The following is a 25,850-nucleotide window of genomic DNA, read 5'->3' as shown; positions in this document are numbered from 1 at the left end:
GGTGTGGTCAGCCGCGTCGGCAGTAGTAGCGCTCGGCGGCGTGCGGCAGGACCGGTGCGCCCTCGACGACCAGGTCGGCGCGGGCCTCGGTGCCGTCGGCGGCGAAGTGGGCGCGTTCGGTGACGTGCCAACGACGCAGCTCCGGCAGGATCGCCGGGCCGTCGCGGGCCACCGCCCGGTCCAGCCGCAGCGGCTGTGGGGCGGTGACGAAGACCGCCAGGGTCAGGCTCGCCACGGCGGCCGTCCGGGCCGCGCTGACCCCCTCCACGATCAGCACCGGCGCGACCGGCACCGGCACCGGCGTGGGCAGGAAACGCCGGCGTACCCAGCTGTACCGCCGGTAGGCGCCAGGCCGCCCGGCGCGTACCGGCGTCAGCACCTGCTCCTCCAGCCGCTCCCAGAAGGTGAGCTGGTCGTCCCACCCGTCGAGCAGGTCGTCGGTGTGCACCACCGGTGGCCGGGTCGCTTCGGGCGTCGCACCGGCGAGGGCATCGGCCAGACGGGCCGCGAAGACCGTCTTGCCGGCGCCGCTGGGCCCGTCGACGGCCACCAACCGGGTACGCCCCAGCCGGGCCGGCCCCGCCAGCACCCGTCGGGCCAGTCCGGCGTACGCCTCGAAGACCACCACCACGGACACCGACGTTACCGATCGGGTTGTCCCGGGCCACTTCGGATCGCACGCCCGGGCGCCGGGCGGCATGCTCGTGGCGTGTCCCATTCCGTGATGAGTCCCGGCGTCGAGGCGTTGCTGGAACAGGCCCGCGCGGGCATGACCCGGTTGACCCCGCAGGAGACGGTGCAGGCCGCGAGCCGTGGTGCACTCCTGATCGACACGCGCACCGACGCGCAGCGTCGGGAACAGGGCGACCTGCCCGGCGTCATCGTGATCGACCGGACGGTGCTGGAGTGGCGACTCGACCCGGCCAGCGACTGGCGGATCCCCGAGGCCACCGGGTACGACCTTGAGATCGTGGTGATGTGCCGGCAGGGGTACAGCTCCAGCCTCGCCGCCGCGAGCCTGCGCGCCCTGGGCCTGCACCGGGCGACCGACATGATCGGCGGAGTGGAGGCGTGGCGGTCGGCCGGCCTGCCCTTCTCCGACCAACCCGCCGACGTCCGTTACTGAGCCGGATGCGGCCCGCACGAGGATGCGCTCAGGCCGCCATCAACGACAGCGCCTCCTCCGCGTAGGTGACCAGCAACGCTTCCGCCTCGGCCTCGTCGGGCACCTCGGTTGCCGTGGACATTAGATCGAGCATCACGGACACCTCGCCGCGTGCCACGTGCAGCGTCGCATGACGTGCCGCCACCGGTTCGCGAAGATCGAGAATCTCCAACCCCTGGTCGACCGGCAGGATCCATACCCAGGCGCCGTCACCGAGTTGCGGCACCTCGTGCCAGGTGCCACGAGCCTGCGGCTTCGGTTGCCGGGGCAGTCCTTCCCGGGCTCGCTCCGGGGATTCGGCGAGCGACACGGAGACGGTGAGGACGTGCATGGAGACCGGGTCCCGTCGGCTCGCCCCGAGCGTGCACTTGCTCATGCGCCGGTCCGGCCGGGGCGGCCACTCACGTGTCTTCGGGGTGCCGCCGTTCAAAGCCACCAACGGCTGCGGGTCCAGTTGCGCGCACAACTCCTCGACCAGGTGGTACCCGGTCTGCGGCGCTGGCGGGGCAACCGGTTCGGATGGCGAGCTGGCGCAACCGGCCAGCAGAGCGGCAAGCAACACCGACGGCAGCGCAGCGGGCCGGCGCCGACGAACGAGCAACGTCACGGCGAGATCCTGCCATGACTACGCGGTGCGGATCAGCCCGGCGGAGCGCCGGGTGGGACGAACGGTAGGTCGGTCGGGGGCCCGTCCTCGACGAGTCGCCACAGGGCGTCGGTGTCCAGGTGCTCCTCGACCAGATCGCCGAGCAGGTCGAGATTGCGTTCCCGGGCGGCGGCGAAGGAGGTGTCCGGCGCGACCCGGAAGCCGGTACGTCCGGCGAGGCGGGCCGCCCGGGTGAGGAACCAGCGACGGAACTCGTCGGACTCGAACGTGCCGTGCCAGTGGGTACCGTGCACGACGCCGTGCATGGCACCCTCGTCGGCGCCACCGGTGTACCGCAGCAACGGGACCAACCGGGGGTCGGCGGTCGAGACGTGACCGTGGTGGATCTCGTAGCCGTGGACCGGAAGGTCGCCCTCGGCGCTGCCCACCGCCGGCCGGACCGTCTTGCCGCGATCGAAGGTGATCTCGATGGGGAGCAGGCCGAGACCGGGCACCGTGCCCTGCCGGCTCTCCACCGGGTCGTGGATGACGCGGGCCAGCATCTGGTAGCCGCCGCAGATGCCGAGCACCGGACGGTTCGCCGCCACGTGCGCCGTGACGGCGTCGGCGAGGCCCGTCTCGCGCAGCCAGGCCAGATCCGCCACTGTCGACTTCGAGCCGGGCAGCACCACCAGGTCGGCGGCGGCGAGTTCGGCCGGCTCGACGGTCAGGCGTACCCGCACCCCTGGCTCGGTCGCCAGCGCCTCGACGTCGGTGGCGTTGCTGATCCGGGGCAGCCGCAGCACGGCCACGTCGAGCCAGTCGGTGCCGTGCGGGGCGGCCGGGCGACCGAGCACCCGGCCGTAGGCGAGGGAGTCCTCCGCGTCGAGCCACAGGTCCAGCGCCCAGGGCAGCACCCCATACGTCGGGCGTCCGGTGAGCTGCCGCAGCATCTCCAGCCCGGGGGCGAGCAGACCCCTGTCGCCGCGGAACTTGTTGACCACGAAGCCGGCGACGAGGGCCTGGTCGGCGGGGTCGAGCAGGGCGAGGGTGCCGAACATCGCGGCGAACACACCGCCCCGGTCGATGTCACCGACGACGATCGTGGGCAACCGCGCGTGCCGGGCCAGCCCCATGTTCACGTAGTCGCCGTCGCGCAAGTTGATCTCCGCCGGGCTGCCGGCGCCCTCACAGATCACCACGTCGTACTCCGAGCGCAGCTCGGCCAGGGCCGCGTACGCGGTCTCGGCAAGCCGGGGGCGCAGGGTCCGGAAGGTGCCGGCGGTGATCGTGTCGACCGCCTCACCGAGCAGTACCACCTGGCTGGCCAGGTCGCTGCCCGGCTTGAGCAGCACCGGGTTGAATCTCAGGTCCGGCGCGAGCCCGCAGGCCGCCGCCTGCATCGCCTGGGCGCGGCCGATCTCGCCGCCCCGGCCGTCCGGCCCGAGCACCACGGCGGAGTTGTTCGACATGTTCTGCGCCTTGAAGGGCGCCACCTTCACGCCTCGCCGGTGCAGCCACCGGCAGATGCCGGCGGTGAGCACACTCTTGCCGGCATCCGAGGTCGTCCCGGCCACCAGCAGCCCACCGCTCACCGTCGCCCCACCCGCCGAGCCGCGTTGCCGGCCAGCGGACCGGCCCGGCGGGCGGCGGCAGCCACCAGGCGACCCGCGGTCAACGGGTACGCCACCGCGAGACCGAGGGTCGCCAGCCCGACCGCCCGGGAGATGCGGGCGGCCCGCGCCAGGTGCCGTGCCTCGGGACGTGGCCCGTCACCGAGGAACGGACGCACCTCCACGCGACCGAAGTACACGTTGCGCCCACCCAGCCGTACGCCCAACGCCCCGGCCATCGCCGCCTCGCACTGCCCGGCGTTGGGGCTGGGATGGTCGTCGCGGTCCCGCCGCCACACCCGCCAGGCCCGGGCCCGGTCGCCCTTGCCGGCCGGCGCCAGCGCCACGGTCAGCAGCCCGGTCAGCCGGGCCGGCACCAGGTTGAGCAGGTCGTCCAGGCGGGCAGCCGGGGTGCCGAACCGGGCGTACCGAACATTGCGGTGGCCCACCATCGCGTCGAGAGTGTTCGCCGCGCGGTAGCCGAGCAGGCCGGGCAGCCCGGCGACCGCACCCCAGACCAGCGGGGCGACCACCGCGTCGGAGGTGTTCTCCGCCACCGACTCCACCGTCGCGCGCGCGATCTCGGGCTCGTCGAGCGTCGACGGGTCCCGCCCGCAGAGATGCCCGAGCCGCTGTCGGGCCGCCGGCAGGTCGCCGCCGCGCAACGACCGGCCCATCGTCTTCGCCTCGTGGCGCAGGCTGCGCCCGCCCAGCACCGCCCAGGTGCCGGCGGCGACGAGCACGGCGCGGGCCGCCGGCCGACGCCGGGTGCCCACCGTGGCAGCCACCCCCATCGCCACCGGCGCGCCCACACAGAGCGCGGTGAAGATCGCACCGGCCAGCCGCTCCGGGCGGTAGAGGCGACGTTCCAGGGCGGCGGCGGCCCGGCCGAATCCGGCCACCGGGTGCCCTCTGCGCGGGTCACCGAACAGCGCGTCCAGCGCGTAGCCCGCGACCAGTCCCGTCGCGTTCGCCACCGCACCCGCGTGTCGCACGGCATGTCACCCCCGGGCGGTCAGCCTAGCCGAGCCGTGCCGCCCGGATCGTGCCCGGCGGAGCCCGCCCACGCCGCGGCCGTACCCGGTGGCGCCACGTCGGCCGATGGGTGACCGGGCCCGTCGCCGAGACCCGGTCACCTCGGCACCGGGCGCCGATCGGCGAGCCGTACACCGTCGGGCGGGGTGCCCGGTCACCAATCGTCGCCGGCGAGCTTCCGGGATGTCAGACGGGCTGTGGCAGCCGGCCGCGCCCTCGACGACCACGCCCGGTCGCGGCATCGCCCGCCCCCGATTCCTCCGGGCGCACCGCCAGCTCGGACTCGGTCGCGGTGGCGTCGGCGGGCACCGGAGCCAGTTCGTCGGCGACGCCTTCGCCCGCGTCGGCGAAGTCGTCGAACTCCGGCGAGAGGTGGTCGTCGCTCGACGTCTCGGAGCCGGGCGTCGAGTCGGACCTGACCGCCGAGCCCGGGTCGAAGGCACCGACCGCCGATCCCGGATCGAAGCCGACCGTCGAGCCCGGGTCGAAGCCACCGGGCCGACCAGGGTGACGTTCGCCGGCCGAACCAGCCCCGAAGCCGGACATGTCGGCCAGTTCGAAGTCGTCGTCGACCGGGCGGTGGTCGAGCCGGGCGGGCGCCTCGTCATCCGGAACCGGCTCGGTCGGCTCTCCCTGCACCCGCCGCTCCGCGTCGGCGTCGGAGACCGCGCTGGTGGCCAGGGTGGGCCGGTTGCGCAGGAACCTTCCCCGTCCCCGGGACAGGTCGTGGCCGACCGCGACGGCCTCCAGCTCGTACAGGGTGCGGTGGTTGCCGGCGTCGTCGACCCAGTCACGGGTGTAGAGCCGGCCGCAGACCACCACCGGGTCGCCGACCATCACCGAGGCGGCGACTCCCTCGGCGAGCTTGCGCCAGCAGTTGACGCGTACCCGCAGGCTGTTGCCGTCGACCCAGCGTCCGCTGTCCCGATCGAGGCGTCGAGCCGTTGAGGCGACCTTGAAGTTGGCCACCAGGGTGTTGCTCTGGGCGGTGCGGCGCCATTCCGGCGCAGTCAGAACATTTCCGACAATCGTCATGTAGGTATCGAACATCGTCCCTCCTTGGGGGGTCCGGGGCCTGGCATCGGCGAGTCGACTCGCCACCGAGCCTGCGGTCTTGCGGCCGCCCCGAACAGCCCAGCAGGTGGCACCTGTGGACGACCGGACCAGCTGTGGACAAACGCCTGATCAAGGTCCTGATGTGGTAGGCCGATCGCCCCTGCCCGCCGGGCGACCGGCCATCGATGATCAATAGGAAGCGGAAATGGTCACGTTCCGGACGGAGCCGACCTGGGTAGGGATCCCTACAACCGCACGCGTGAGCACGACGTCGAACGAAAGGTCAGCGATCATGATGATGACCGTCACCCGTTCCGCCCGCCCCACCGGGCAGGTGCGGCGATGAGCGCCGTGCAGAACCCCGCCACCGTGGCCACGTGCCTCAGGCTGGGTGCGGGCTTCTCCGACCGGGAGCGGAACCGCATCGTCGAGCAGTTCGCCACGCTCGACGCCCGCCTGGCCGGCTTCCACGCCGACGCCACCGACATGGAGTTGTCGGTGAAGGACCGGGAGGCCAAGGGCCAGAAGGTCACCCTGGAGTGCTGGATCGCCGGCCGGCAACGGGTCGTGGCCACCTCGACCGAGGAGGACCTGCACGCCGCGCTCAACGACGTCCGCGACGACCTGCGTCGCCAGTTGAACGACGCGAAGACCCGGCAGGAGCCCCGCAACAACAAGCACCTGCGGGTCAACGAACCGCCCGGCCCCGCCACGCCAACCGACGAGTTGGCCGGCGCCGGGACGACGACCGACGAGAGGTGAGCGCCGGGCCGGGGCGACGCAAGCCCCGGCCACGCCACCGTGGAGGTGAACGACATGCCCAACGTGCAGCAGCCCGAGATGCGCCGCAGCGGCGAGACCCGGCTGGTCCAGGACAGCGACGGCCCGATCGAGGGCGGTTCGTCCTCGGCCCGGCGGGAGCACCGCTCGGTGCCGGTCGACCAGGTGTCGCCGTACGGTCCCGATCGGGGGCGGGCCACGACCTCGCAGGAGCCGTCCGGCCGGGAGGCCGTGGGCGACTGACCAGCGAACAGCCCCCGTCCGCCGGGTGCCGGCGGACGGGGGCTACCGCCCGGTAGCCAGCCGGCGTACCGTCGGCGAGGTGGAACCGGACGTGCTTGGCCCGCCCTACGAGCGGGAGATCATCGACCTGGGCCGGGACGACGAGGGCCCGGTGGTGGCGACGCTGGTCCGGCGCCGGGCCGAGCGCCCCACCGGACGGGCCGTGCTCTACGTGCACGGCTTCGTCGACTACTTCTTCCAGACCCACGTGGCCGACTTCTTCGCCGCGCGCGGCTGGGACTTCTACGCCCTCGACCTGCGCAAGTACGGTCGTAGCCTGCTGCCGCACCAGACCCCGAACTTCTGCCGTGACCTCGCCGATTACTACCCGGAGCTGGACGCCGCCGCACAGCTCGTCCGCGACCGGGACGGGCACGAGACCCTGCTGGCCATGGGCCACTCCACCGGCGGCCTGATCCTCTCCCTGTGGGCCGACGCCCGCCGCGACGCCGGGCTCGTCGACGGGCTCTTCCTCAACAGTCCCTTCTTCGACCTCAACGCCCCCTGGTTCGTACGGCGACCCCTCGCGGCCGCCGTCGCCCGCCTGGGCCGCAGGGCGCCGCACCGCATCCTCCCCTTTTCGCTCGGCACCGTGTACGGCGAGAGCCTGCACGCCGACCATCGCGGCGAGTGGACGTACGACCTGGCCTGGAAGCCACTTGCCGGCTTCCCTGTCCGGGCCGGCTGGCTGGATGCCATCCGCACCGGCCAGCGGCGGCTGCGCGCCGGCCTGGACATCCCGGTGCCGGTGCTGCTCGCCTGCTCGACCCGGTCGTTCCGGGGCACGAAATGGCAGGACGCGGCGACCCTGGCCGACGCCGTCCTCGACGTCGAACACATGGTCCGCTGGGCACCCCGCCTCGGCCAGCACGTCACCGTGTCCCGCTTCGACGGCGGCCTGCACGACCTCACGCTCTCCGGCCCCGCCGTACGGGAGAAGGTCTTCGCCGAGGTCGGCCGGTGGGCCGACGCCTTCCTCGGCGCCGGACCGACGACGACCCACCCGACCCTGCCGCAGCCCCGGCCCTCGGCCGAGGAGGAACACCCGACGCCGACCCACTCTCCCGCGGACGCCTGATCCTCGCCGACACCCGGCCGCTACGCCCGGCCTGACCACCCGTTTCACCGGGCGAGGGCCGGACGGCGGTACCCTTCTCGCGCGATACCACATTGCGCCCGTAGCTCAGCGGATAGAGCAGGGGACTTCTAATCCCAAGGCCGCAGGTTCGAATCCTGCCGGGCGCGCACCACGTCTCCTCGTCGTCAGCCTGCGGCAACGCGCCCGCGCTGCCGCAGGAGGGCGAGGAGGCCGTGACCGTCCTCGACCCGGGCGTCCGGTCGCAGGTCGGGTGGGGACGGTTCGCGGTCGGTGCGGGGCGAGCGCATCAGGATCGCGGCGCCGGCACCGGCCCGACGGGCGCAGGCCACGTCGCGGTGCACGCTGTCGCCGACGAACCAGCAGTCGCCGATCGGTACGCCGACGGCGTCGGCCGCCAGCCAGGCCAGGCGGGGATTGGGCTTGCGGAGCCCGGCCTCGTCACTGTAGAACTCGGCCACGAACAGGTCGGACAGTCCGGCAGCGGCGAGGAAGTCCCGATGCGCCGCCCCGCAGAGCGCGTTGCTGACCACCGCCATCGGTAGATCCGCCTCGGCCGCGGCCCGCAACGCCTCCGCAATGCCCGGACGGACCTGCCACTCCGATCGCCACGCCCAGGCGTACGCCAGCGGGGTCGCCGCTTCCTCGACCGCCGTGCGCGCCGCTCCGGGCCAGGTGCTGGTGACGAAGTTCGCCCACACCTGCGCGTGCGGCAGTTCGACGGGATCATCCGAGCGGCCGGCGTCGTCGCGCCACCGCGCGTACGCCCGGCCGCCCTCGGTCAGGTCGGCGGCGATCTGCTCGGCCGACACGATGCCGCCGATCAGGTCGAACAACCGACGCACCAGTTCCGGTGGTGCCGGTGGCTGTCGTGGAGCGTCGGCCAGAACACCGCCGAAGTCCAACAGGAGCGCGCGGGGCGATCGCAGCATGCCGCCATCCTTCCGCACCCAGGCGCGCGGACCGAACAGCCGCCGCCAGGCCACGTCACCGTCAATCTTGGACAGTTTCCGTTAGCGCGTAACGGAAACTGTCCAAGATTGGCTCGGTCTGGCATGCGGCGTCTGAGGCCGGTGGTCAGTTGGGCTGGCAGGGGGTGCCGTTGAGCTGGAAGTCGGTGGGGCGGTCGTTGGTGCCGGAGTAGGTGGCCTGGAAGCCGAAGCTCACCGTGCCGTTTGTCGGCAGGCTGCCGTTCCAGGCCGCGTTGCGCGCGGTCACGTTCCTGCCGGACTGGGTGACCTGTGCGTTCCACGCGTTGGTGACCTGCTGATTGCCGCCGAAGGACCAGGTCACGGTCCAGCCGGTCAGGGCGGCGCCCCGGTTGGTGACTCGGACGTCCGCGGTGAAGCCGCTGTTCCACTGGTTGGCCGTCCAACTCACCGCGCAGGCCGCGGGCCCGGTGGTCGGCGGGGGCGTCGTGGGAGGCGGCGTGGTGGGCGGGGGCGTCGTAGGGGGCGGCGTCGTCGGGGGTGGCGTGGTCGGCGGTGGCGTGGTCGGCGGTGGCGTGGTGCCGTCGCGGGGTGGGAAGCGCAGGATGCGGTCGTCGGTGGCGGCCGGCGTGCCTCGGCCGTCCCGGTTGCTGGTGGTGACCCAGAGCCAACCGTCCGGACCGTACTCGACGGTGCGCAGTCGCCCGTAGCTGCCGGCCAGTTCGGCGGTGGGAGTGCCGACCCCGCCGGAGCCGTTCAGCGGCACGTTCCACAGCCGGTTGCCGCGCAGGCTGGCCACGAAGAGCCGGTTCCCGGCGATCGTCGCACCACTCGGTGACGCCTCCGCCGGGGTCCAGGTGAGCAGCGGGTCACGGAAGCGGGGGTCGTTGGCCCTACCCTCCACCGTGGGCCATCCGTAGTTGCCGCCGGCGACGATCAGGTTGATCTCGTCCCAGGTGTTCTGACCGAACTCGGTGGCATACAGCCGGCCCTGGGCGTCCCAGGCCAGCCCCTGCACGTGGCGGTGGCCGAGGCTGTAGACCGGCGAGCCGGCGGTCGGGTTGTCCGGCGGAACGGTGCCGTCGGGTCGGATGCGCAGGATCTTGCCGTTGCGGCTCTGCGGGTCCTGCGCCGACGCGGTCTGTCCGGCGTCGCCCACTCCGACGTAGAGCATGCCGTCGGGTCCGAACGCGATCCGGCCGCCGTTGTGGATCGCCGCACGGTTCAGCCCGGTGAGGACAGGTTGCTGGGTCTGCGGTGCGGTGAGCCGGAACCGGGTGATCCGGTTGTCGGTCGCGGTGGTGAAGTAGACGTAGATCCAGCCGTCCTGGGCGTAGGTCGGTGACACGGCCAGCCCGAGCAGGCCGCCCTCGCTCACCGGAGTCACGCCGGAGATGGTGACCACGGGCTCCGGTGCCTGGCCGGGTCGGACCCGCACCACCTGCCCGGTGGGTCGTTGGGCGACCAGGGCACTGCCGTCGGGCAGGAAGTCCATCCCCCACGGCACCTGCAGGCCGGTGGCAACCGTCTCGGGCCGGGAGAAGTCGAAGTCGCCGACGGCGAGCAACGCGGGTGCCGCGTCACCGAGGGCGTCGGATGGACGTTCGGCGTTCGGGACCGCGCCGGCCAGGCCGGCGACGCTGCCGGCGACCAGACCGGCGGTGAGTACGGCCCCGACCGCGAGTCGGATCTTCATGCCACCCCCCAGTGCATAGATGTTGGTAAATTTAACACGATGCCCCGGCCGACGCCGGATATCGCTGGCCCGGGCAACCCGCAGGCCGTACGGTCCACGCCATGCGCCTGCGCGAGGAACTGGTAGCCGATCGGGATGCCGTGCACGAGTTGCACCGGCTGGCCTTCGGCAGCCACGGCGAGGTGGTGGCGGCGCTCGTGCAGGCGCTGCGGGACGACGATCCGGAGGCCCTCAGCCTGGTCGCCGAGGAGGACGACGAGGTCGTGGGGCACGTGCTGTTCACCCGCAGCCTGCTCGACGCGCCGCGTCGCCTCGTACCGGTGCAGGTGCTCAGCCCGCTCGCGGTCGCACCGGACCGGCAGCGGCGCGGCATCGGCGGCGCTCTGGTCACCCACGGGCTGCGCCTGCTCGACGAGCGGGGCGTGCCGGCGGTGTTCCTGGAGGGCGACCCCCGCTTCTACTCCCGCTTCGGCTTCGCCGCCGGCGGCGACCTGGGCTTTCGTCGACCGTCGCTGCGCATTCCGGCCCCCGCTTTCCAGGTGGCCAGACTCTCCGGCTACGAGCCGTGGATGACCGGCACGTTCGTCTACTCGGACACCTTCTGGCAGCAGGACTGTGTGGGGCTCCGCGAGGACGACAGCGGCTGAGTGTGACGGATGGGCGACGTAGCGTCCATCTCGACGTCACCGACGGTCATCATCGCCACTGCCGTGTGTTATTCTCCGGCGTCGATCTCCGCAGCGCGCACCCGGATCGGGTCGTTTGTCGCAAAGGACGCCTTCCCGATGCCGGCCCTGCCCAACCCGATCATGTCACCCGCCACGGTGGACCGCCCGGCCGCTGGCGCGTTCGCGTTCATCTTCACCCGGTTGCCGGCGCTGCTGCGGCTCTCCTGCGGGCTGTTCTGCCTCCCGGTGGCGCTCGCCGTGCGTACCCCACCGGTACGTCCGGAACTGCTGCTACCGGCTGTGGCGGTGCTGACCGCCTGGTCGCTCTGGTACGCGTTGCGCGCCTGGCGGTACGACCTCGGCAACCCACTCGTCGCCGTCGACGTGGCGCTGACCAGCGCCGCATGCCTGGCGATTCCGATCCTGGTCGCGCCTGAGGTGCTGCCCGGCGAGGCGAGTTGGATCGCGGTGCTGGCGAGCACCACCGTGATCAACGCTCAGGCTACCGCTCCGGCCCGGCTGTCCATTCCGGCCGGGCTGCTGGTCGTCGCCGCGTACGCCACGGGTGCGCACGCCGCCGGGAACTCGACCGAGGCGCGGGCCCACGCGGTCACCCTGCTGGTCCAGACCGGCTGCACGGCGATGATGACCGCGGTGATGCGCCGACGTATCGCCCGCGCCGACACCGCGTTCGTGGCCGCGCAGCGCGCCACCCGTAACGCCACGGTCGCCCGGATCGCGCGGGAGGCGGAACGACAGCAGAACCGCGACCTGCACGACACGGTGCTGGCGACGCTCACCATGGTCGGGCAGGGCGCGGTGAGCGAGCCGTCCCCCGCGCTACGCGAGCGGTGTGCCACCGACTTGCGTAGCCTCGCCGCCCTGGCGGAGGCGCGCTCCGTGCCGCACGACGCGACGGCCCGGCTGGACGAGCGCCTCCGGGCGGTGCTCGCGCGGCTGCCCGGCCTACCGGTCGCCGCCGACCTACCACCCTGCACGGTGGCGGCGCCGGTCGCGGAGGCCGTCGCGGAGAGCGCACACGCCGCGCTGGCGAACGTGGTGAATCACGCTCCCCGCGCGCGGGCGACACTGCGACTGCGTCGGTTCGCCGGCACCGTCACGGTCGAGGTGAGCGACGACGGTCCCGGTTTCGACCCGGGCAGCGTGCCGGCGCACCGGTACGGCCTGCGCGAGTCGGTACGAGGCCGGATGGCGACGATCGGAGGCCACGCCGACATCGACTCCGCTCCCGGTCGGGGCACCCGGATCCGGCTGGAGTGGTCGGATGTCGGCTGAGCGGTTGCCGGGCGGCCCCGGGGCGAGCGAGACCGGGTTTCGGCCACGGTCCGGCAGAGCGGTGTTCCTCCCGTGGCGGACCCGGCCAGGTCCGGTGCCGGCCCAGCGGCTGAGTCCGGCGTCCGACGAGATCGGTGCGGTCCGGGCGGCCGCCGCGGTGGCCCGCACCTCCGACCGGGGCGCCCGGATCGTCGCGGTCACCATCGCGCTGGTCTGGCACCTGGCCATCGGGCTGCCCGCGGTGCTGGCCGCCGGGTCGGCGCTGGCCGTGCCCGAGGTGGTGCTGGGTGGCTGGTTGCTCGTGGCGGCGCTCGGTGTGATCGCCGGGATCCGACTGCTACGCGACACGCCGCTGCCGGCGGCGCCACTGGCCGGCCTGCTGCTCGTGGTGGACGTGGCGGTCTTCGCCACGGTCGGTCGGTCGCACCTGTTCAGCCCGGCGAACTGGGTGTGGGGCACCCTCGCCTGGTTCTTCCTGGTGGTGCTCTGGGGGCGGCCGGTGGGCCGGCTGCTGGTCCTGCTGGCCGCGCACGCGGCCACCGCGCTGACCGCCGTCGTGCTGCACGGCGCGACGCACGCCGCCGATCTGGCCCGGGCCACGATGGCTCTCTACGGCACGTCGTCGTTGCCGGTGGCGGTCTTCGCCGGGGCGGCGGCGCTCGCCGCGCTGTCCCGGCAGCGGGCCGCCACGGCGGCGACCACGAACGCGATGGTGGCCGAGCGGGAAGCCGCCGAACGCGCCCGGCACGAGCGGGGCGAGCGGCTGAACCTGGTCAGTCGCGCCGCCAGCGAGGTGCTCACCGAGTTGGCCCGCGGGCAGGCCGATCCGGCCGACCCGGAGGTCCAGCGCCGCTGCGTACGCGCTGCCGCTCGGCTGCGTCGCCTGATCGCCGAGTCCGACGACGTGCCCCACCCGCTACTGCACGAACTGCGCGCCGCAGCCGATCTGGCCGAGCGCAACGGCCTGCCGATCGACCTGGTCACAATTGGTTCACCGCCACCGTTGCCGGTGCGGATCCGCCGGAGCCTGGCGGATCCGCTCACCGCCGGGCTCGCGGACGCACGGGACTGGGCCCGGCTGACCGTCGTCTCCAGCCCGGACGAGGTGGTGGTCAGCCTCGTCACCCCCGACCGGGAGGGCCCGGACGACCCCGGGCATCCGGTGCAGGACGACGACGGGCAGGTGGAGCACCTCTACGAACGGGACGGGAAGATCAGATGGACGCAGACGAGCTGGCACCGGTGACGCCGGGACGGCCCGTCGGTGTGGCGATCGTGGACGACCACCCGGTGGTCATCGACGGGGTACGCGCCTGGCTCGCCACCGAGCCCCGACTGACCGTGCTGGCCACCGGTGACGATCCGGACGAGGTGTTGCGAGCGGCACCGCAGGCCGACGTGATCCTCCTCGACCTGCGATTGCACGGACGGTTGGTGCTGGACAAGCTCGCCGAGCTGAGTTCCGCCGGACGGCGGGTGGTGGTCTACTCCGAACACTCCGACCCGGCGACGATGCTCGCCGCGTTGGACGCCGGGGCGGTGGCGTTCCTCGCCAAGCACGAAGGACGGGAACACTGCGTGGCGACCGTGCTGGACGCGGCGAGCGACCGGCCGTACGTCGCGCCGGCGTTGGCCGGCGCGATGGTCGGCGATCCGCGACCGGACCGGCCGGTGCTGTCCGACAAGGAACGTGAGGCGCTGCTGCTGTGGTTCCAGTCGATGTCCAAGGCGTCGGTGGCTCGGCGGATGCGGATCAGCGAGCACACCGTCAAGCAGTACGTCGACCGGGCGCGGATCAAGTACACGCGGGCCGGCCGCCCGGCCGCCACGAAGGCGGCGCTGCTCGCCCGGGCGATCGAGGACGGACTCGTCCGACCGGAGGAAATTGGTATCTACCGGTCGCGGGCGTCGACCGATCGGCCGACCCCCTAACGGGCGTCATGACAGCGGCGGACGTCTCGGCGAGGCTCATGCGTAGCAGCCGTCCGCACCGGAGGTTTCCGACGATGCACGATGACGCGTCTCCGTTCTTCATCGCGCCGCATCGGTTCGACGCGGTGGACGACGGTACCGGCCCGGTGCTGGACCGGCGGCACGAGCTGGTCCCGGCGAGCGGCGAGCACGTGCTCGACCGCCACCGGGTGGACGTGGCCGGGTATCTGCTCGGTCCCAGCGACGCCTACCGCGCCTGGTCGTTGCCCGCTCCGGTGGCGCTCACCGTCACCGACCACCGGCTGACGTACGTCGGCGGGGACCGGCAGCGCACCGACCTGGGTGCCAGGCGGCGCGGGACAGCCCGCCTGCCCGCACTGGTCAGCGGACAGATCCGCTGGCAGTGGCCGTCCCGGCTGGAGTTGGCGCCCGCCACCGGCGGCAACCCGGCGACGTTGCTGGTGGTCTGTGACGCGCTGCGGACGATCCGGCAGCCGGCGCTCGCCCTGGTCGGTCCCGGCGACCGGATCGGCGAACTCGCCCGGCAGCTGCGCCACGCGATCGCCACGTTCCGGCTGGTCCGGCCGGAGCTGGTGGACCTGTCCCCGCCGGAGCGGGACGCGCTGGCCCGGCTGACCCGGACCGCGTCGCTCAGCGGCACGGGCCGGGTGCTGCTGCCCGGTGCCCTGCCGGTGGAGTTCCACTCCCGCGAGGACTACTACCGGCCGAGGCACGCCGACGCGCAGCCGTACGACGCGGCGTCCGGCCAGCGGTAGGCCGCCGGCCCCCCCCCGCAGGCTCGACCTGTTCAGCGGGGCGCGGAGCGCCGGTCGGCGGCGTCGAGCGCCGCCGCCTCCTGCGGGGTCGGCGCGCTGCCGCCGAGGTGCGCCGGCAACCACCACCGGTCCGCCGGTGCGGCCGGCTGGTCCGGGTACTCCCGCTGTGCCCGGTCGACAAGCGCGCTCAGCCGGGTACGCAGTTCCTCTGTCATCGTGGCGGGGTCCGGGTAGCCGGACGGGTCCATCGGCTCGCCGACCAGGATGGTGATCGGGGTGTGCCGGCGGGTGAGCGTACGCGGACGTCCCTTCGTCCACAGCCGCTGAGTGCCCCAGAGCGCGACCGGCAGCACCGGTACCTGCGCCTCGCGGGCCATCCGGGTGGCTCCGCTCTTGAGCTCCTTGACGGTGAAGGAGCGGCTGATCGTCGCCTCGGGAAACACGCCGACCACCTCACCCGAGCGCAGCGCGGCGACCGCGGCGGCGTACGAGTCGGCGCCGGCGCGCCGGTCCACCGGGATGTGCCGCATGCCGCGCATCAACGGCCCGGACACCCGGTGCCGGAACACCGACTCCTTGGCCATGAACCGGACGAGTCGCCGTGACTCGAGGGCACCAAGTCCGCAGAAGATGAAATCCAGGTAGCTGACGTGGTTGCTGGCCAGCACCGCCCCGCCGGTACGGGGAACGTGGTGGTCGCCCTCGACGGTGAGCCTGAGGTCGAGGACCCGGAACATCGTCTTGGCGGCGGCGATAACGGGCGGGTACACGAGTTCCGGCATTCCGGAACTTTACCCCGAGTAGGTTACGCACCGGTAGGGACGGTGGTCGCCGTGGTCCGCCGGAACGTGGCCGGATCACCCGTCGCCCGGTCGGGCGACCCGGCCACGCCGGTCACCCGCCGCGCGAGTGCAGGTCCACCCGGCCACGGGCGAAGGCGTCCACCCGCCCCCAGCGACCGGGGATGTCCAACACCTCGATCCGACCCATGCCGACCGGCAGCCGCGGCTCGACCGCCAGGTGCCCCTCGTGCGGCTCCAGACCGAGCATCGTACGCAGCAACAGCAGCGGGGCACCCGTCGACCACGCCTGCGGACTGCACGCCGTCGGGTACTCCACCGGGAACTTCGTCTGCTCACGCGGGTAACCGCCGAACGCCTCGGGCAGCCGTCCGTCGAAGTACCGGGCCGCGTCCAGGATGCCGTTGGCGATCATGGCGGCCTCCTCGGCGAAGCCGTACCGGCGCAGACCCCAGGCGCAGAACGAGGTGTCGAAGGGCCAGACGGTGCCGTTGTGGTAGCCGATGGGGTTGTAACGCACCTCGCCCTCGGCCAGGGTCCGCACCCCCCAGCCGCTCCACAGCCGTGGCCCGACCAGGTGGTGGGCGATCTGCTCGGCCCGCTCGTCGTCGACGATCCCGCTCCAGAGCAGGTGGCCGATGTTGGAGCTGAGCACGTCGCACTGTCGTCCGTCCGGGTCCAGCGCGAGCGCGTAGTAGCCGCCGTCCTCGACCCACCAGTCCCGGTTGAACCGCTCCTTCAGGGCCGCGGCCTCCCGCTCCAACTGGTCGGCGTACGCCGGGTCGTCCCAGAACTCGCGGGCCAGCCGCGCGCCGCGCATCTTCGCGTCGTACGCGTACCCCTGCACCTCGCAGGTGGCCCGGGGGAACGGCGGCAGGGTGCCGTCGCGGTAGGAGATGGAGTCCCAGGAGTCCTTCCAGCACTGGTTCTCCAGACCGGTGTCGGTGTTCCGCCGCTCGTACCAGATGTAGCCGTTGCCGACCAGATCGGCGTAGTCGTCGATCCACTTGAAGGCCCGGCGGCACTCCTGCTCCAACTCCTTGACCAGCGCGGCGTCTCCGCTCCACTGCTCGTACTCGTCGAGCAGCACCACGAACAGCGGCGTCGAGTCGACCGCGCCGTAGTACGGCGAGTGCGGTTGCTCCTCGAACGCGGCGCTCTCGCCGTACCGCATCTCGTGCAGGATCCGCCCGGGGTCCTCCTCCCGGAAGTCGTCGAACCGGGTGCCCTGCAGCGCCGCGAGGATCCGCAGCGTGGTCGCGCTCAGCTGCGGGGTGAACGGCAGCGTCTGCAGACAGGTCAGGATGCTGTCCCGGCCGAACATGGTCATGAACCACGGCAGACCGGCGGCGGGCAGGGTCTGACCACCCAGCGACAGCGGCGAGAAGCGCAACGCGGCCAGGTCGACGATGCACTTGCGGTACGTGGCTGCCAACCGGTCGTGCTCGCTGTTCACCGTCGGCGCCTTGGCGATCCACTCCTCCAGGTCGTGTTGCAGGGCGAGCCGCTCGGTGCCGTGCGCCTGCAACCCGAGACGCAGATCCCGACCGCCCGGGCCGACCGCCAGGGTCTGCACGTCGATGTGGGTGTCCCACTGCTCGTTCGGTTCCAGGTGGATGGAGTACGCGAAGCCGTTGCGGTCGTACCGGGCCGGCGCGGAGGACGAGATGATCGTCTCGCGCTTGAAGTTGCCGCGCCGGTAGCCCAGGCGCAGCCGGTCCGGCTCGGCCTCGGAGTAGATCTCGCCCTTCTTGTTGAGAATCTCGTCCTTGACCTCGAACAGGTCGGCGAAGTCACAGGCGGCGTCCATCCGGATCTCCAGGTCGACCGCCTTCTCATCGTGGTTGAGGATGGTGATGTCCTCCCGGAAGCTCCCACCGACCGCCCGCTCCCGGATGATCGACAGTTTCGCGTCGACGTAGTGGGTGGCCAGCCCGGGCACCAGGAAGAAGCGCGACTCGTAGTACTGGAGGTCGTCGTAGGAGAGGGCGTTCAGCCGCTCGCCGTTGACCGTGAGCACCCACTTGGAGAGGAAGCGGGTGTCGATGGAGAACAGTCCCGTCGGTTCGGTCGGTGTCGCCTCGATGTCCCCGGTCGCCTCGCTGACGACGAAGTTGTTGCCGTCGAGGATCCGTACGGTGTGGCTGGGCGCCATCACTGCACCCCCTTCCGGTAGCGCTGCGGTCCCCTGGCGTACGGCGACCCGGGGAAGATCCGTTCGACCTGCACCACCAGGCGGGCGTCACCGGTGACCGTCATGTCCCCCCGCAGCAGCGCCGCCAGCCCGTTCTCCCGGCCGGTGACCAGTTCCTCGAACAGCGCGGGGCTGGTACCGACCACCGTGTCGGCCTCCAGGTCCTGCCGGCTGACCTGGACGTTGCCCCGGTCGATCCGCATCAGCCAGTGCGTGGTCTGCGGCCCCTCGTGCAGGTCGAAGCGCAGGGCTCCGGAGGTCTTCGCCAGCAGAGGCTCGTACCCCTGCTGGTCGAGGTCCTCGAAAAACCGCGTGGTCGCGTCCGCCATCGGGCCCCTCCTCCCAGTCGCTCATGCTCCGCAGGAGGGGTCCCCGAGGCCCGGTGGCTCAACCTCACCCGCTTGGGGTGAGGCCCGAGGATCGGGTCACCGGCGGTGACGACGGGCGGTCGACGCTCGAGCGGCACGAAGCCGGCTCCCGACGGCTCGGGAACCGGCTTCGTCTCGACCTTCGCCTCGACGGAGGCGGTCAGTTGTTGGGGTCGTCCGCGCTGATGTCGGCCAGCACCGACTGGGGCTCCCGCTCGACCGCCAGATCGCCCATGGACACCAGGCCGATCAGTCGGCCGTCCTCCACCACGGGCAACCGCCGCACGGCGTACGTCCGCATCAGGTCGGCGGCGGCGACGGCGTCGTCGTACTGGCTCACCGTCACCACGTCCTTGGTGGTGATCTGGTTCAGTCGGGTGGTGTCCGGGTCCATGCTCTCCGCCACGCCTCGGACCGTGATGTCCCGGTCCGTGACGATGCCGACCACGTTGTCGCCGTCGGTCACCACCACGTCACCGATCGCGGAGTCGCGCATCTCCTGGGCCGCCGCGACGAGCGTGGCGTTGCCGTCCATGGTCACCAACCGGGTCGTCATGAACTCTCCGACCGTTGTCATGGCGCCTCCCTCTGGGTGTCGGGCAACCAGGGGTCTACCCGACCACCGCGGGCAGTAACGTGACCGGTCAGCCGCGCGGCGGGATGCCGTACAGGCGCTCCACGCGCAGCCGCAGCACCAGCCGCCCCTCGGCCACCATGGCCCGGCGGTAGTCGTCCCAGTCCGGATGTTCCCCCCGCACCGCCCGGTAGAGATCGACCAGCTCGGCGACGGTGTCGTCGCCGGGCTCCGCCGCGACCGGGGTCAGCTCGGCCCGCACCTCCGCCACCGCGTACGACCAGCCGTCGTCGCTGGACACGTGGAAGCTGGCCCGGGGGTCGCGACGCAGGTTGGCGGTCTTCGCCCGCCCGTCGGTGACCGACACCCGGATCAGCCCGTTCGGACGGTCATAGGCGTAGACCACATTCGACAGCTGTGGCCGCCCGTCGCGTCTGATGGTCGCCAGCACCCCCAGCGACCGACTCGCGACGAGGTCACTGAGGGCGTTCCGGACGTGCTCGTCGGTCACAACCTTCTCCGATCGGTCGGACAGTGGTTCATCCCTCGGCGGCGACCAGCTCGGCCAGCTGCACGGCGTTGAGCGCGGCGCCCTTGCGCAGGTTGTCGCCGGAACAGAAGAGCGCCAGACCGTGCTCGACCGTCTCGTCGGCCCGGATCCGGCCGACGAACGTCGGGTCCTGGCCGGCCGCCTGCAACGGGGTCGGCACGTCGGAGAGCGCGACACCCGGCGCGTCGGCGAGCAGCTCGTACGCCCGCTGCGGGCTGATCGGCCGGGCGAACCGGGCGTTGAGCGCAAGCGAGTGACCGGTGAAGACCGGGACCCGCACGCAGGTGCCGGAGACCTTCAGGTCGGGGATCTCCAGGATCTTGCGGCTCTCGTTGCGGAGCTTCTGCTCCTCGTCGGTCTCCGCCGACCCGTCGTCGACGATCGAGCCGGCCAGCGGCAGCACGTTGAAGGCGATCGGCTGGGCGAACGAGCGGGGCGCGGGGAACTCCACCGCGCCGCCGTCGAAGGTGAGCCCGGTGGCGGTCTCGGCGACCTTGCGAACCTGCTCGTCCAGTTCGGCGACGCCGGCCAGGCCGGCGCCGGAGACCGCCTGATAGGTGGCGACGACCAGGGCGACCAGTTCCGCCTCGGCGTGCAGCGGGCGCAGCACCGGCATCGCGGCCATGGTGGTGCAGTTCGGGTTGGCGATGATGCCCTTTGGCCGGGCCGCGGCGGCGTGTGGGTTGACCTCGGCGACGACCAACGGCACCTCGGGGTCCATCCGGAACGCCGAGGAGTTGTCGATGACGACCGCACCCGCGGCGGCGACCCGTGGTGCCAACTCCTTGGCGGAACCCTTGCCGGCCGAGAAGAGCACGATGTCCAGCCCCGAGTAGTCCGCGGTGGCCGCGTCTTCGACCGTGATCTCCTCGCCGCGCCACGCGAGCGTGCGCCCGGCCGACCGCGCCGAGGCGAACAGCCGCAGCTGCTCCGCCGGGAAGTTCCGCTCCGCCAGCACCTGCCGCATCACGCCACCGACCTGGCCGGTGGCACCCACAATGCCGATCCTCATGCCCGCGAGGCTACCCAGCCCGGCGCCCGGATCGGGAACGCTTTCCCACTGGCGGGGATCCCGACGGCAGGGCCGGACCGGACCGGTCCAGGACAGTCGCCCCTCGCCGGCCGGTTCCGCCGCAAGAACATCGTCGCGCCGCCCTCGCCGGCCGCAGCATCTCAGCCCCGCCATCCTCGCCGCGACCGACGTCACACTTTCGGCCCAGCGGGTGGTCGATCACGTCCCGGAGGGGTGATCGGTCAGCTCGCCGAGACCGGTGGCCAGCAGCTCGTCCCTGATCACCGCGGCGTCGCCCTCCACCACCAGGGTCAGCGACTCCGGACGCAGGTGCGTGGCGGCGGCCGCCGAGACCTGGTCCACCTGGGCGCCGAGCAGCTCCTCCCGCAGCCGGGCGTGATAGTCGTCCGGCAGGTCGTGCACCACGAGCGTGCTCAGCGCCCCGGCGATCGCCCGAGGGCTCTGCAACTCGACCGAGAGCTGGCCCGCCCGCCAGGACCGGGCCACCGCCAGCTCGTCCTCGGTCACCCCGCCGGCCTGGGTACGCGCGATCTCGCCGACCGCCTCGACCAGCGCCGGTGCGGTGACGGCGGTCTGCACGCTCGAACTGACCGCGAACCGGCCGAACCGACGGGACGAGGCGAAGTCGCCCCGGATGCCGTACGTGTAGCCGCGGACCTCCCGAATGAGGTGGTTGAGGCGGGAGGTGAACGCGCCGCCGAGCACCGTGCCGGCGAGCGCGATCGGCACGTGGTCCGGGTGTGCCCGGTGCGGTCCGGGATGACCGAGCCGCAGCGTGGACTGCACCGATCCGGGCCGGTCGACGAGGATGATCCGTCGCTCGGAACGCACCGGCACCTCGATCGGCGTCCCCCGGTCCACCGGCCCACCGCCGGTGCCGGTGAACGCCGTGGCGGCGAGGGCGTCCAGGTCGAGCCGGTCCAGGTCACCGGCGACGACGAGGGTGCCCGGACGGATGAACCACTCCGAGTGGAAGACGGTCACGTCCTCCACGTCCAGGCCGGCCACCGAGTCGGGGTCGCCGTACATCGGACGGCCCCAACGGTTGCCGGCCCCGAACAGGTCGGCGCGCAACGCCGCGTCGGCCCGTGGCCCCGGGTTGGCCCAGTCCATCCGCAGCGCGGTCACCTCGTCGTCGCGGACCCGCCGCACGTCGTCCGGGTCCAGCCTCGGGGTACGCACCGCCTCGGCGAGCAGTTCCACCGCCGCGCCCAGGCGACCCACCGGCACCTGCACGCTCGCCTGGAAGGTGTCCCAGTCCAGCCCGGTCACCAACTCGGTGCCGAGCGCCTCGATCGCCAGCGCGTACGCGGTGGCGTCACGCTGGGTGGTGCCTTCCTCCAGCGCCTTGGCCAGCACCCCGCCGAGCCCTTCGCGGCCCACCGGTTCCCGACCGGCGCCCGCGTCGAGCAGCAGCATCGCCACGGCGAGGTTCTGCCCGGGCAGGTGCGCGGCAACGACGTCGCCACCAGCGACGGAGCGGCGGACCACCTGGGGAAAGCGGTAGGGGCGGGCCGTACCCGGACCGGGACGATCAGCGATCAGGGTCACCGGACGATCCTCTCGTTCGCGACTGCGGGGCTCACGGATGCCCGCCCACAGCACCCCACCGGGCGACGTCGCCCGCTGCTGGCGTTCACTGCTTGTCCTGCGGAAGGTAGGTGAGGGTCGCCCGGTCGTCGGCGCCGAGCACCTCGGCGGCCACCTCGGCGATCTGCTCGGCGGTCACCGCGAGCCAGGCCGGTAACCGCTCGGCCACCGTGGCCGGGTCGTCGAACTGGGTGGCGTACCGGCTCAGCGCGTCCGCCCGACCGTCCACCGTGGACATCTGTCGCCACCACGCGGTGGTCAGCAACGCCTTCGCCCGGTCCAGCTCGGCGGCGGTGACCGGCACGGTCGCCAGCTCGTCGACCACCTCGGCGAGCCCGGCGGCCAACCGCTCACCGCTCACTCCGGGACGGGCGGTGGCGGTGGCGATCAGCGGTGCCGGTGCGTGCGCCAGATCCACCCCGTACGCACCGACCAGATCGGGCTGGGCGATCCGTTCGCCATCGGCGAGCCGCTGGTAGAGCCGGCTGCCCCGACCGCTGCCGAGCACGGTGGCCAGCACGGTCACCACGTCGTAGCCGGGGCTGCCGAACGGGTGGGTGCGGTGCGCCACGTACACCCGGGGTGCCGGTACCTCGGTGACCACCGTCTCCTCGGCGGGGACTCCGGTGGGCGGCACGACCCGACCGTCGGGTGCCGCCGGGATCTCCGGCCGGGGCGGGATGCCGCCGAAGTACTTCTCGGCCAGCGCGACGACCTCGTCCACGGTGGTGTCGCCGACCACGCTGAGCACGGCGTTGTTCGGCGCGTAGTAGGTCTGGTGGAACGCCTGGAAGGTGGCCAGGTCGGCGGCGTTCAGATCGGCCATCGAGCCGATGGTGGCGTGATGGTACGGGTGACCTGGCGGGTAGAGCAGCGGCAGCAGCCGCAACCAGGCGTCGCCGTAGGGCACGTTCTCGTACCGCTGCCGACGCTCGTTCTTGACCACGTCCCGCTGGTTGTCGAGCGTCTCCTGGGTCAGTGCCGGCACCAGCCCGCCCATCCGGTCCGCCTCCAGCCAGAGCGCCAACTCGAGGTGCTCCGCCGGGACCGTCTCGAAGTAGTTGGTGCGGTCCGGGTTGGTGGTGGCGTTGAGCGAGCCGCCGGCCCCCTGGACCAGCCTCATGTGCTCGGTCTTCGCCACGTGCGTCGAGCCCTCGAACATCAGGTGCTCGAAGAGATGGGCGAAGCCGGTCTGTCCGGCCGGCTCGTGCCGGGAACCCACGTCGTACCAGAGGTTGACCGCGACCGCCGGGGCGGTGCGGTCCTCGCTGACCACCACGCGCAGGCCGTTGTCCAGTCGGGTCGTCGAGATCGGCCAGGGATAACCGCTGTCGGGCATGGCACCGACGCTATCCGATCTTCCGCCTCGGCAGGCCGCGGGACGCCCCACCGGCGAGCCGCGTCGACGGACGGGTCCGCGGAGCGGATGGCGGCATCGACGACAGGGCCCTGGGTATGCGGAAGACATGCCGACGATGTCCTGGCCGCCGCCCGCCGTCCTCACCGAACGAGCGGCACGGGCCGTGGCCCGGCTGCGCCGGGACCGGATGCTGCACCCGGCCGGCCGGTCCTTCGCCGGTGCGGTGCTCGTCTGGGGTACGTCCGGCCGGCCAACCGGTGTCCGGCTGCTCGACCGGCCCGGACAGTATCCGGCCACCGTCCGGCTCTCCAAGGGGACGCCCACCCCGGGCACCTGGCCCGACGTGCTCGGCCTGGCCGTGCGGTTCCACCGACCGACCGGACGGCCGTTCGACCTCCTGGTCAGCTCCAGCGCCACGGCACCGGTGCTGCGGCATCTGCCGCTGCCGCGACGCCGGTTCACCGGCACGTACAGCTCGGTCATGTCCTACCGTGCCGGTCGGCGGCGGCTCTGGCTGGCCGCGCTGGCCGACCCGGAGTCACCCGACCTGGGCCAGGACCTGGCCGGCCTGTCCGCCGCGGTGGCGGCCGGCCGGCCGAGGCTGGTCCTCGCCGTCGCCTCGGCCGCCGGACCGTGGCGGCCGTTCGGGCAGGTCACGATCGGCGATCAGCTCAGCGCGCGGGAGGACGCCGGGCTGGCCTTCGACCCGGTCGGCAACCTCCCGGAGGAGCTGCGCCTGGCCGGACCGCTGGCCTGGCTGCGCCAGCACACCTACCGAGGATCCCGCCGAGGGCGTGGCGCCACCGCTCAGTCCGGCGGTTCCACCGGGTTGACGGTCTGATCCGAGGTGCGCCGCTCCAACACCGTGTCGGGGGCGACGTTCTGGTTGGCCTCCCGGGCGTCGGACTCGGTGAGGATCGCGTCGGCCTGGGCCTGCGCGTCGTCGCTGCCGGCGGCCGCCTCCTCCGGTAGCAGGTGGGCGCGGGACTCCACCCGCTCCTGGTCGCTTCGCTCGTCAGTCATGGCGCTCCTCTTACCCCGCCCCCGTCTCCCCCACTCCGGCGCGGACGGGCCCCTCGCGTTGTCCGAGGGACCCTCCCGACCACCGCACAAACCCGTGGTCAGCGGAACGGGCCACGCACCTCGTAGGTGATGCCGCCGGACGAGGAGCCGGAGGTGCCGCGCTGGGACGAGAAGTACAGCCGGGTGCCGTCCGGTGAGAAGGCCGGCCCGCAGATCTCCGAGGAGGATTGACCGGTGATGCGCAGGAACGGGGCGACCACCCCGGCCGGCGTGATGATGTTGATCTCCATGTTGCCGCCGTCCTCGGCCACGTAGAGGTCACCCGAGCCGGTGCCGGTGATGTTGTCCACCCCGGTCAGCGGTGCGGTGCCGGAGACCAGGGAGTCGTCGTACGCCAGGTCGATGCGTTGGTTGACCGCGTCGTACGCCCACACCCGGTTGTCGCCCTTGGTGGTGAACCAGCAGGTGCCGTCGTCGTACCAGCAGCCCTCGCCACCGTTGAACCGCTTGGCGCCGGAGACCTGACTGCGGGTCACCGTCGGCGACCCGTCCGGGTCCGGTACCCGCGCCCAGGTCACCGGGCCGCTGGTGGCGGACCCCGCGACCAGCACCTCCAGCGTCCCGGCCGAGAGGTTGCCCCAACTGTTCGGTCGGAACCGGTAGAAGCAGCCGTTGCTCTCGTCCTCGGTCAGGTAGATCACCCGACGGTCCGGGTCGCACGCGGCGGCCTCGTGCTTGAACCGTCCCATCGCCGGCCGCTGCACCGCCGCGGTACCGCCCTGCGGGTACGTCTCGTAGACGAACCCACGGTTGACCTCCTCGCAGGAGAGCCAGGTGCCCCACGGCGTGGCCCCACCGGCACAGTTCTGGTTGGTGTTGGCGAGGATCCGGTACGCCGAGGCGATGCTGCCGTCGGCGTTGAAGCGCACCGCCGAGGCACCGCCGCCCGGGGTGATCTCGGAGTTCGAGACGTAGATCCAGCCCGTGCCGGCGACGAAGCAGGCGCCCCCGTCGGGCGCGTCGTGCCAGGTGTACGACGTCCCGGAGACGGCCTGACGGGACCGGGCGATCACCCGGCTGGTGAATCCGGTGGGCAGCTGGATGCCGTTGCTGTCGGCGCTGCGCAGTGAGCCGTAGGGGCTGGGGCCGGGCTGGGCGGGTGCGGCCACGGCGGCGCCCGCCCAGAGGCTGCCGGAGAAGGCGGCGGCGCCACCGGCGACGGTGGCACGCAGGACGGTACGACGATCCATCGGGGACCTCCGGAGGAGCAGCGTTCGGTGGCGCTGAAATTACCGGCGGTTTTATCGATGTCGGTGAACACGAGGCGAGGCTTTGTCGACGGGAGGATGAGCGCTCGGGCATGGTCGGGTACGCTTACCGCCGTGACGCGCTCGTATCGATGGTTTAGGCAGCCGGCTCGGCCGGTGACCTCACCATGATCTGACGTC

27 protein-coding genes and 1 tRNA gene are annotated in these 25,850 nt (G+C 72.4%); 11 read left to right on the top strand and 17 right to left on the bottom strand.

Annotated elements, in window-relative coordinates; translation table 11 throughout:
• Positions 1 to 7: 7 nt before the first annotated feature.
• A complete protein-coding gene (locus O3597_RS02935) occupies positions 8 to 790 on the bottom strand; it encodes a hypothetical protein (protein ID WP_348650355.1) in 783 nt (260 codons plus the stop codon).
• Here O3597_RS02935 and O3597_RS02930 point away from each other — a divergent pair.
• The gene (locus tag O3597_RS02930) at positions 725 to 1,126 is read left to right on the top strand and encodes a rhodanese-like domain-containing protein (protein WP_164447898.1); all 402 of its coding nucleotides are present in this window, start codon (positions 725 to 727) and stop codon (positions 1,124 to 1,126) included. The genes O3597_RS02935 and O3597_RS02930 overlap by 66 nt on opposite strands.
• 28 nt (positions 1,127 to 1,154) lie before the next feature.
• On the opposite strand, the gene O3597_RS02925 is transcribed toward O3597_RS02930, so the two are convergent.
• The 4 genes from O3597_RS02925 to O3597_RS02910 all read right to left on the bottom strand — a co-directional run bounded on the left by O3597_RS02925 (position 1,155) and on the right by O3597_RS02910 (position 5,449).
• Positions 1,155 to 1,772 carry a hypothetical protein gene (locus tag O3597_RS02925; protein WP_281603187.1) on the bottom strand — a complete coding sequence of 206 codons (618 nt, stop codon included), beginning with the start codon at positions 1,770 to 1,772 and terminating at the stop codon, positions 1,155 to 1,157.
• A 32-nt stretch (positions 1,773 to 1,804) separates the two neighbouring features.
• Positions 1,805 to 3,346 carry a cobyric acid synthase gene (locus tag O3597_RS02920; RefSeq protein WP_164447467.1) on the bottom strand — a complete coding sequence of 514 codons (1,542 nt, stop codon included), beginning with the start codon at positions 3,344 to 3,346 and terminating at the stop codon, positions 1,805 to 1,807.
• The gene (locus O3597_RS02915) at positions 3,343 to 4,359 is read right to left on the bottom strand and encodes a cobalamin biosynthesis protein (protein WP_281603186.1); all 1,017 of its coding nucleotides are present in this window, start codon (positions 4,357 to 4,359) and stop codon (positions 3,343 to 3,345) included. Before O3597_RS02915 ends, O3597_RS02920 begins: the two co-directional genes overlap by 4 nt.
• 226 nt (positions 4,360 to 4,585) lie before the next feature.
• The gene (locus O3597_RS02910) at positions 4,586 to 5,449 is read right to left on the bottom strand and encodes a single-stranded DNA-binding protein (protein ID WP_281603185.1); all 864 of its coding nucleotides are present in this window, start codon (positions 5,447 to 5,449) and stop codon (positions 4,586 to 4,588) included.
• 348 nt (positions 5,450 to 5,797) lie between these two features.
• Here O3597_RS02910 and O3597_RS02905 point away from each other — a divergent pair, with 348 nt between their 5' ends.
• The 4 genes from O3597_RS02905 to O3597_RS02890 all read left to right on the top strand — a co-directional run bounded on the left by O3597_RS02905 (position 5,798) and on the right by O3597_RS02890 (position 7,762).
• Positions 5,798 to 6,217 carry an HPF/RaiA family ribosome-associated protein gene (locus O3597_RS02905; RefSeq protein WP_164447469.1) on the top strand — a complete coding sequence of 140 codons (420 nt, stop codon included), beginning with the start codon at positions 5,798 to 5,800 and terminating at the stop codon, positions 6,215 to 6,217.
• Positions 6,218 to 6,271: 54 nt separating this feature from the next.
• Entirely contained in the window at positions 6,272 to 6,478 is a 207-nt protein-coding gene (locus O3597_RS02900) for a hypothetical protein (RefSeq protein ID WP_269737888.1), read from the top strand.
• Between the two features lie 79 nt (positions 6,479 to 6,557).
• Entirely contained in the window at positions 6,558 to 7,595 is a 1,038-nt protein-coding gene (locus tag O3597_RS02895) for an alpha/beta hydrolase (protein WP_281603184.1), read from the top strand.
• Positions 7,596 to 7,689: 94 nt separating this feature from the next.
• Positions 7,690 to 7,762, top strand: a tRNA-Arg gene (locus O3597_RS02890).
• Positions 7,763 to 7,780: 18 nt separating this feature from the next.
• On the opposite strand, the gene O3597_RS02885 is transcribed toward O3597_RS02890, so the two are convergent.
• Both O3597_RS02885 and O3597_RS02880 read right to left on the bottom strand, forming a co-directional pair.
• Complete coding sequence (locus tag O3597_RS02885) at positions 7,781 to 8,545, bottom strand: HAD family hydrolase (protein ID WP_281603183.1); 765 nt, start codon at positions 8,543 to 8,545, stop codon at positions 7,781 to 7,783.
• 145 nt (positions 8,546 to 8,690) lie between these two features.
• Positions 8,691 to 10,238 (bottom strand): PQQ-dependent sugar dehydrogenase, encoded by a 1,548-nt coding sequence (locus tag O3597_RS02880; RefSeq protein WP_281603182.1) that lies wholly within the window; start codon positions 10,236 to 10,238, stop codon positions 8,691 to 8,693.
• A 101-nt stretch (positions 10,239 to 10,339) separates the two neighbouring features.
• Here O3597_RS02880 and O3597_RS02875 point away from each other — a divergent pair, with 101 nt between their 5' ends.
• From O3597_RS02875 to O3597_RS02855, 5 genes are all read left to right on the top strand, one after another.
• Positions 10,340 to 10,885: an N-acetyltransferase gene (locus O3597_RS02875; RefSeq protein WP_281603181.1), complete on the top strand. Its 546-nt coding sequence runs from the start codon at positions 10,340 to 10,342 to the stop codon at positions 10,883 to 10,885.
• 138 nt (positions 10,886 to 11,023) lie between these two features.
• A complete protein-coding gene (locus O3597_RS02870) occupies positions 11,024 to 12,202 on the top strand; it encodes an ATP-binding protein (protein ID WP_281603180.1) in 1,179 nt (392 codons plus the stop codon).
• A gap of 94 nt (positions 12,203 to 12,296) precedes the next feature.
• A complete protein-coding gene (locus O3597_RS02865; RefSeq protein ID WP_281603179.1) occupies positions 12,297 to 13,448 on the top strand; it encodes a hypothetical protein in 1,152 nt (383 codons plus the stop codon).
• Positions 13,421 to 14,134: a response regulator transcription factor gene (locus O3597_RS02860; protein WP_164447556.1), complete on the top strand. Its 714-nt coding sequence runs from the start codon at positions 13,421 to 13,423 to the stop codon at positions 14,132 to 14,134. Before O3597_RS02865 ends, O3597_RS02860 begins: the two co-directional genes overlap by 28 nt.
• A 74-nt stretch (positions 14,135 to 14,208) precedes the next feature.
• Positions 14,209 to 14,910, top strand: a complete 702-nt coding sequence (locus O3597_RS02855; RefSeq protein WP_164447557.1) for a hypothetical protein — start codon at positions 14,209 to 14,211, stop codon at positions 14,908 to 14,910.
• A gap of 32 nt (positions 14,911 to 14,942) precedes the next feature.
• Here the strand turns inward: O3597_RS02855 and O3597_RS02850 are convergent, their stop codons facing one another.
• The 8 genes from O3597_RS02850 to O3597_RS02815 all read right to left on the bottom strand — a co-directional run bounded on the left by O3597_RS02850 (position 14,943) and on the right by O3597_RS02815 (position 23,358).
• Positions 14,943 to 15,692: a lysophospholipid acyltransferase family protein gene (locus O3597_RS02850; RefSeq protein WP_164447558.1), complete on the bottom strand. Its 750-nt coding sequence runs from the start codon at positions 15,690 to 15,692 to the stop codon at positions 14,943 to 14,945.
• 112 nt (positions 15,693 to 15,804) lie between these two features.
• Positions 15,805 to 17,865, bottom strand: a complete 2,061-nt coding sequence (locus tag O3597_RS02845; RefSeq protein WP_164447559.1) for a glycogen debranching N-terminal domain-containing protein — start codon at positions 17,863 to 17,865, stop codon at positions 15,805 to 15,807.
• Positions 17,865 to 18,233, bottom strand: a complete 369-nt coding sequence (locus O3597_RS02840) for an SCP2 sterol-binding domain-containing protein (RefSeq protein ID WP_281603178.1) — start codon at positions 18,231 to 18,233, stop codon at positions 17,865 to 17,867. The genes O3597_RS02845 and O3597_RS02840 overlap by 1 nt, the downstream gene beginning before the upstream one ends.
• Before the next feature lie 199 nt (positions 18,234 to 18,432).
• The gene (locus O3597_RS02835) at positions 18,433 to 18,849 is read right to left on the bottom strand and encodes a CBS domain-containing protein (protein ID WP_093410484.1); all 417 of its coding nucleotides are present in this window, start codon (positions 18,847 to 18,849) and stop codon (positions 18,433 to 18,435) included.
• A 67-nt stretch (positions 18,850 to 18,916) separates the two neighbouring features.
• Positions 18,917 to 19,357: a PPOX class F420-dependent oxidoreductase gene (locus O3597_RS02830; RefSeq protein ID WP_164447561.1), complete on the bottom strand. Its 441-nt coding sequence runs from the start codon at positions 19,355 to 19,357 to the stop codon at positions 18,917 to 18,919.
• A 28-nt stretch (positions 19,358 to 19,385) separates the two neighbouring features.
• A complete protein-coding gene (locus O3597_RS02825) occupies positions 19,386 to 20,408 on the bottom strand; it encodes an aspartate-semialdehyde dehydrogenase (RefSeq protein ID WP_164447562.1) in 1,023 nt (340 codons plus the stop codon).
• A gap of 219 nt (positions 20,409 to 20,627) precedes the next feature.
• Positions 20,628 to 21,980, bottom strand: a complete 1,353-nt coding sequence (locus O3597_RS02820) for a pitrilysin family protein (protein ID WP_281603177.1) — start codon at positions 21,978 to 21,980, stop codon at positions 20,628 to 20,630.
• An 85-nt stretch (positions 21,981 to 22,065) separates the two neighbouring features.
• Entirely contained in the window at positions 22,066 to 23,358 is a 1,293-nt protein-coding gene (locus O3597_RS02815; protein WP_164447564.1) for a pitrilysin family protein, read from the bottom strand.
• 127 nt (positions 23,359 to 23,485) lie between these two features.
• Here O3597_RS02815 and O3597_RS02810 point away from each other — a divergent pair, with 127 nt between their 5' ends.
• Positions 23,486 to 24,220: a phosphodiesterase gene (locus tag O3597_RS02810; protein ID WP_281603176.1), complete on the top strand. Its 735-nt coding sequence runs from the start codon at positions 23,486 to 23,488 to the stop codon at positions 24,218 to 24,220.
• Here the strand turns inward: O3597_RS02810 and O3597_RS02805 are convergent.
• Both O3597_RS02805 and O3597_RS02800 read right to left on the bottom strand, forming a co-directional pair.
• Positions 24,187 to 24,402, bottom strand: coding sequence for a hypothetical protein (locus tag O3597_RS02805; protein ID WP_164447565.1), 216 nt, complete (start codon positions 24,400 to 24,402; stop codon positions 24,187 to 24,189). The genes O3597_RS02810 and O3597_RS02805 overlap by 34 nt on opposite strands.
• Positions 24,403 to 24,500: 98 nt before the next feature.
• Positions 24,501 to 25,652, bottom strand: coding sequence for an alkaline phosphatase PhoX (locus O3597_RS02800; protein ID WP_164447566.1), 1,152 nt, complete (start codon positions 25,650 to 25,652; stop codon positions 24,501 to 24,503).
• Positions 25,653 to 25,850: the final 198 nt, after the last annotated feature.

The organism is Verrucosispora sp. WMMA2044, assembly GCF_027497155.1.
Classification (GTDB): Bacteria; Actinomycetota; Actinomycetes; order Mycobacteriales; family Micromonosporaceae; genus Micromonospora; species Micromonospora palythoicola.
The sequence above is the reverse complement of the archived record's forward strand: the minus strand, read 5'-3'. Positions and strand labels throughout refer to the sequence as shown.

Excerpts from the sequence above, each read along its gene's own strand:
- O3597_RS02930 (WP_164447898.1), top strand. The coding sequence starts at position 725 with ATGAGTCCCGGCGTCGAGGCGTTGCTGGAACAGGCCCGCGCGGGCATG.
- O3597_RS02910 (WP_281603185.1), bottom strand. The coding sequence starts at position 5,449 with ATGTTCGATACCTACATGACGATTGTCGGAAATGTTCTGACTGCGCCG.
- O3597_RS02905 (WP_164447469.1), top strand. The coding sequence starts at position 5,798 with ATGAGCGCCGTGCAGAACCCCGCCACCGTGGCCACGTGCCTCAGGCTG.
- O3597_RS02900 (WP_269737888.1), top strand. The coding sequence starts at position 6,272 with ATGCCCAACGTGCAGCAGCCCGAGATGCGCCGCAGCGGCGAGACCCGG.
- O3597_RS02885 (WP_281603183.1), bottom strand. The coding sequence starts at position 8,545 with ATGCTGCGATCGCCCCGCGCGCTCCTGTTGGACTTCGGCGGTGTTCTG.
- O3597_RS02880 (WP_281603182.1), bottom strand. The coding sequence starts at position 10,238 with ATGAAGATCCGACTCGCGGTCGGGGCCGTACTCACCGCCGGTCTGGTC.
- O3597_RS02875 (WP_281603181.1), top strand. The coding sequence starts at position 10,340 with ATGCGCCTGCGCGAGGAACTGGTAGCCGATCGGGATGCCGTGCACGAG.
- O3597_RS02870 (WP_281603180.1), top strand. The coding sequence starts at position 11,024 with ATGCCGGCCCTGCCCAACCCGATCATGTCACCCGCCACGGTGGACCGC.
- O3597_RS02860 (WP_164447556.1), top strand. The coding sequence starts at position 13,421 with ATGGACGCAGACGAGCTGGCACCGGTGACGCCGGGACGGCCCGTCGGT.
- O3597_RS02855 (WP_164447557.1), top strand. The coding sequence starts at position 14,209 with ATGCACGATGACGCGTCTCCGTTCTTCATCGCGCCGCATCGGTTCGAC.
- O3597_RS02850 (WP_164447558.1), bottom strand. The coding sequence starts at position 15,692 with ATGCCGGAACTCGTGTACCCGCCCGTTATCGCCGCCGCCAAGACGATG.
- O3597_RS02845 (WP_164447559.1), bottom strand. The coding sequence starts at position 17,865 with ATGGCGCCCAGCCACACCGTACGGATCCTCGACGGCAACAACTTCGTC.
- O3597_RS02840 (WP_281603178.1), bottom strand. The coding sequence starts at position 18,233 with ATGGCGGACGCGACCACGCGGTTTTTCGAGGACCTCGACCAGCAGGGG.
- O3597_RS02835 (WP_093410484.1), bottom strand. The coding sequence starts at position 18,849 with ATGACAACGGTCGGAGAGTTCATGACGACCCGGTTGGTGACCATGGAC.
- O3597_RS02825 (WP_164447562.1), bottom strand. The coding sequence starts at position 20,408 with ATGAGGATCGGCATTGTGGGTGCCACCGGCCAGGTCGGTGGCGTGATG.
- O3597_RS02815 (WP_164447564.1), bottom strand. The coding sequence starts at position 23,358 with ATGCCCGACAGCGGTTATCCCTGGCCGATCTCGACGACCCGACTGGAC.
- O3597_RS02810 (WP_281603176.1), top strand. The coding sequence starts at position 23,486 with ATGCCGACGATGTCCTGGCCGCCGCCCGCCGTCCTCACCGAACGAGCG.
- O3597_RS02805 (WP_164447565.1), bottom strand. The coding sequence starts at position 24,402 with ATGACTGACGAGCGAAGCGACCAGGAGCGGGTGGAGTCCCGCGCCCAC.
- O3597_RS02800 (WP_164447566.1), bottom strand. The coding sequence starts at position 25,652 with ATGGATCGTCGTACCGTCCTGCGTGCCACCGTCGCCGGTGGCGCCGCC.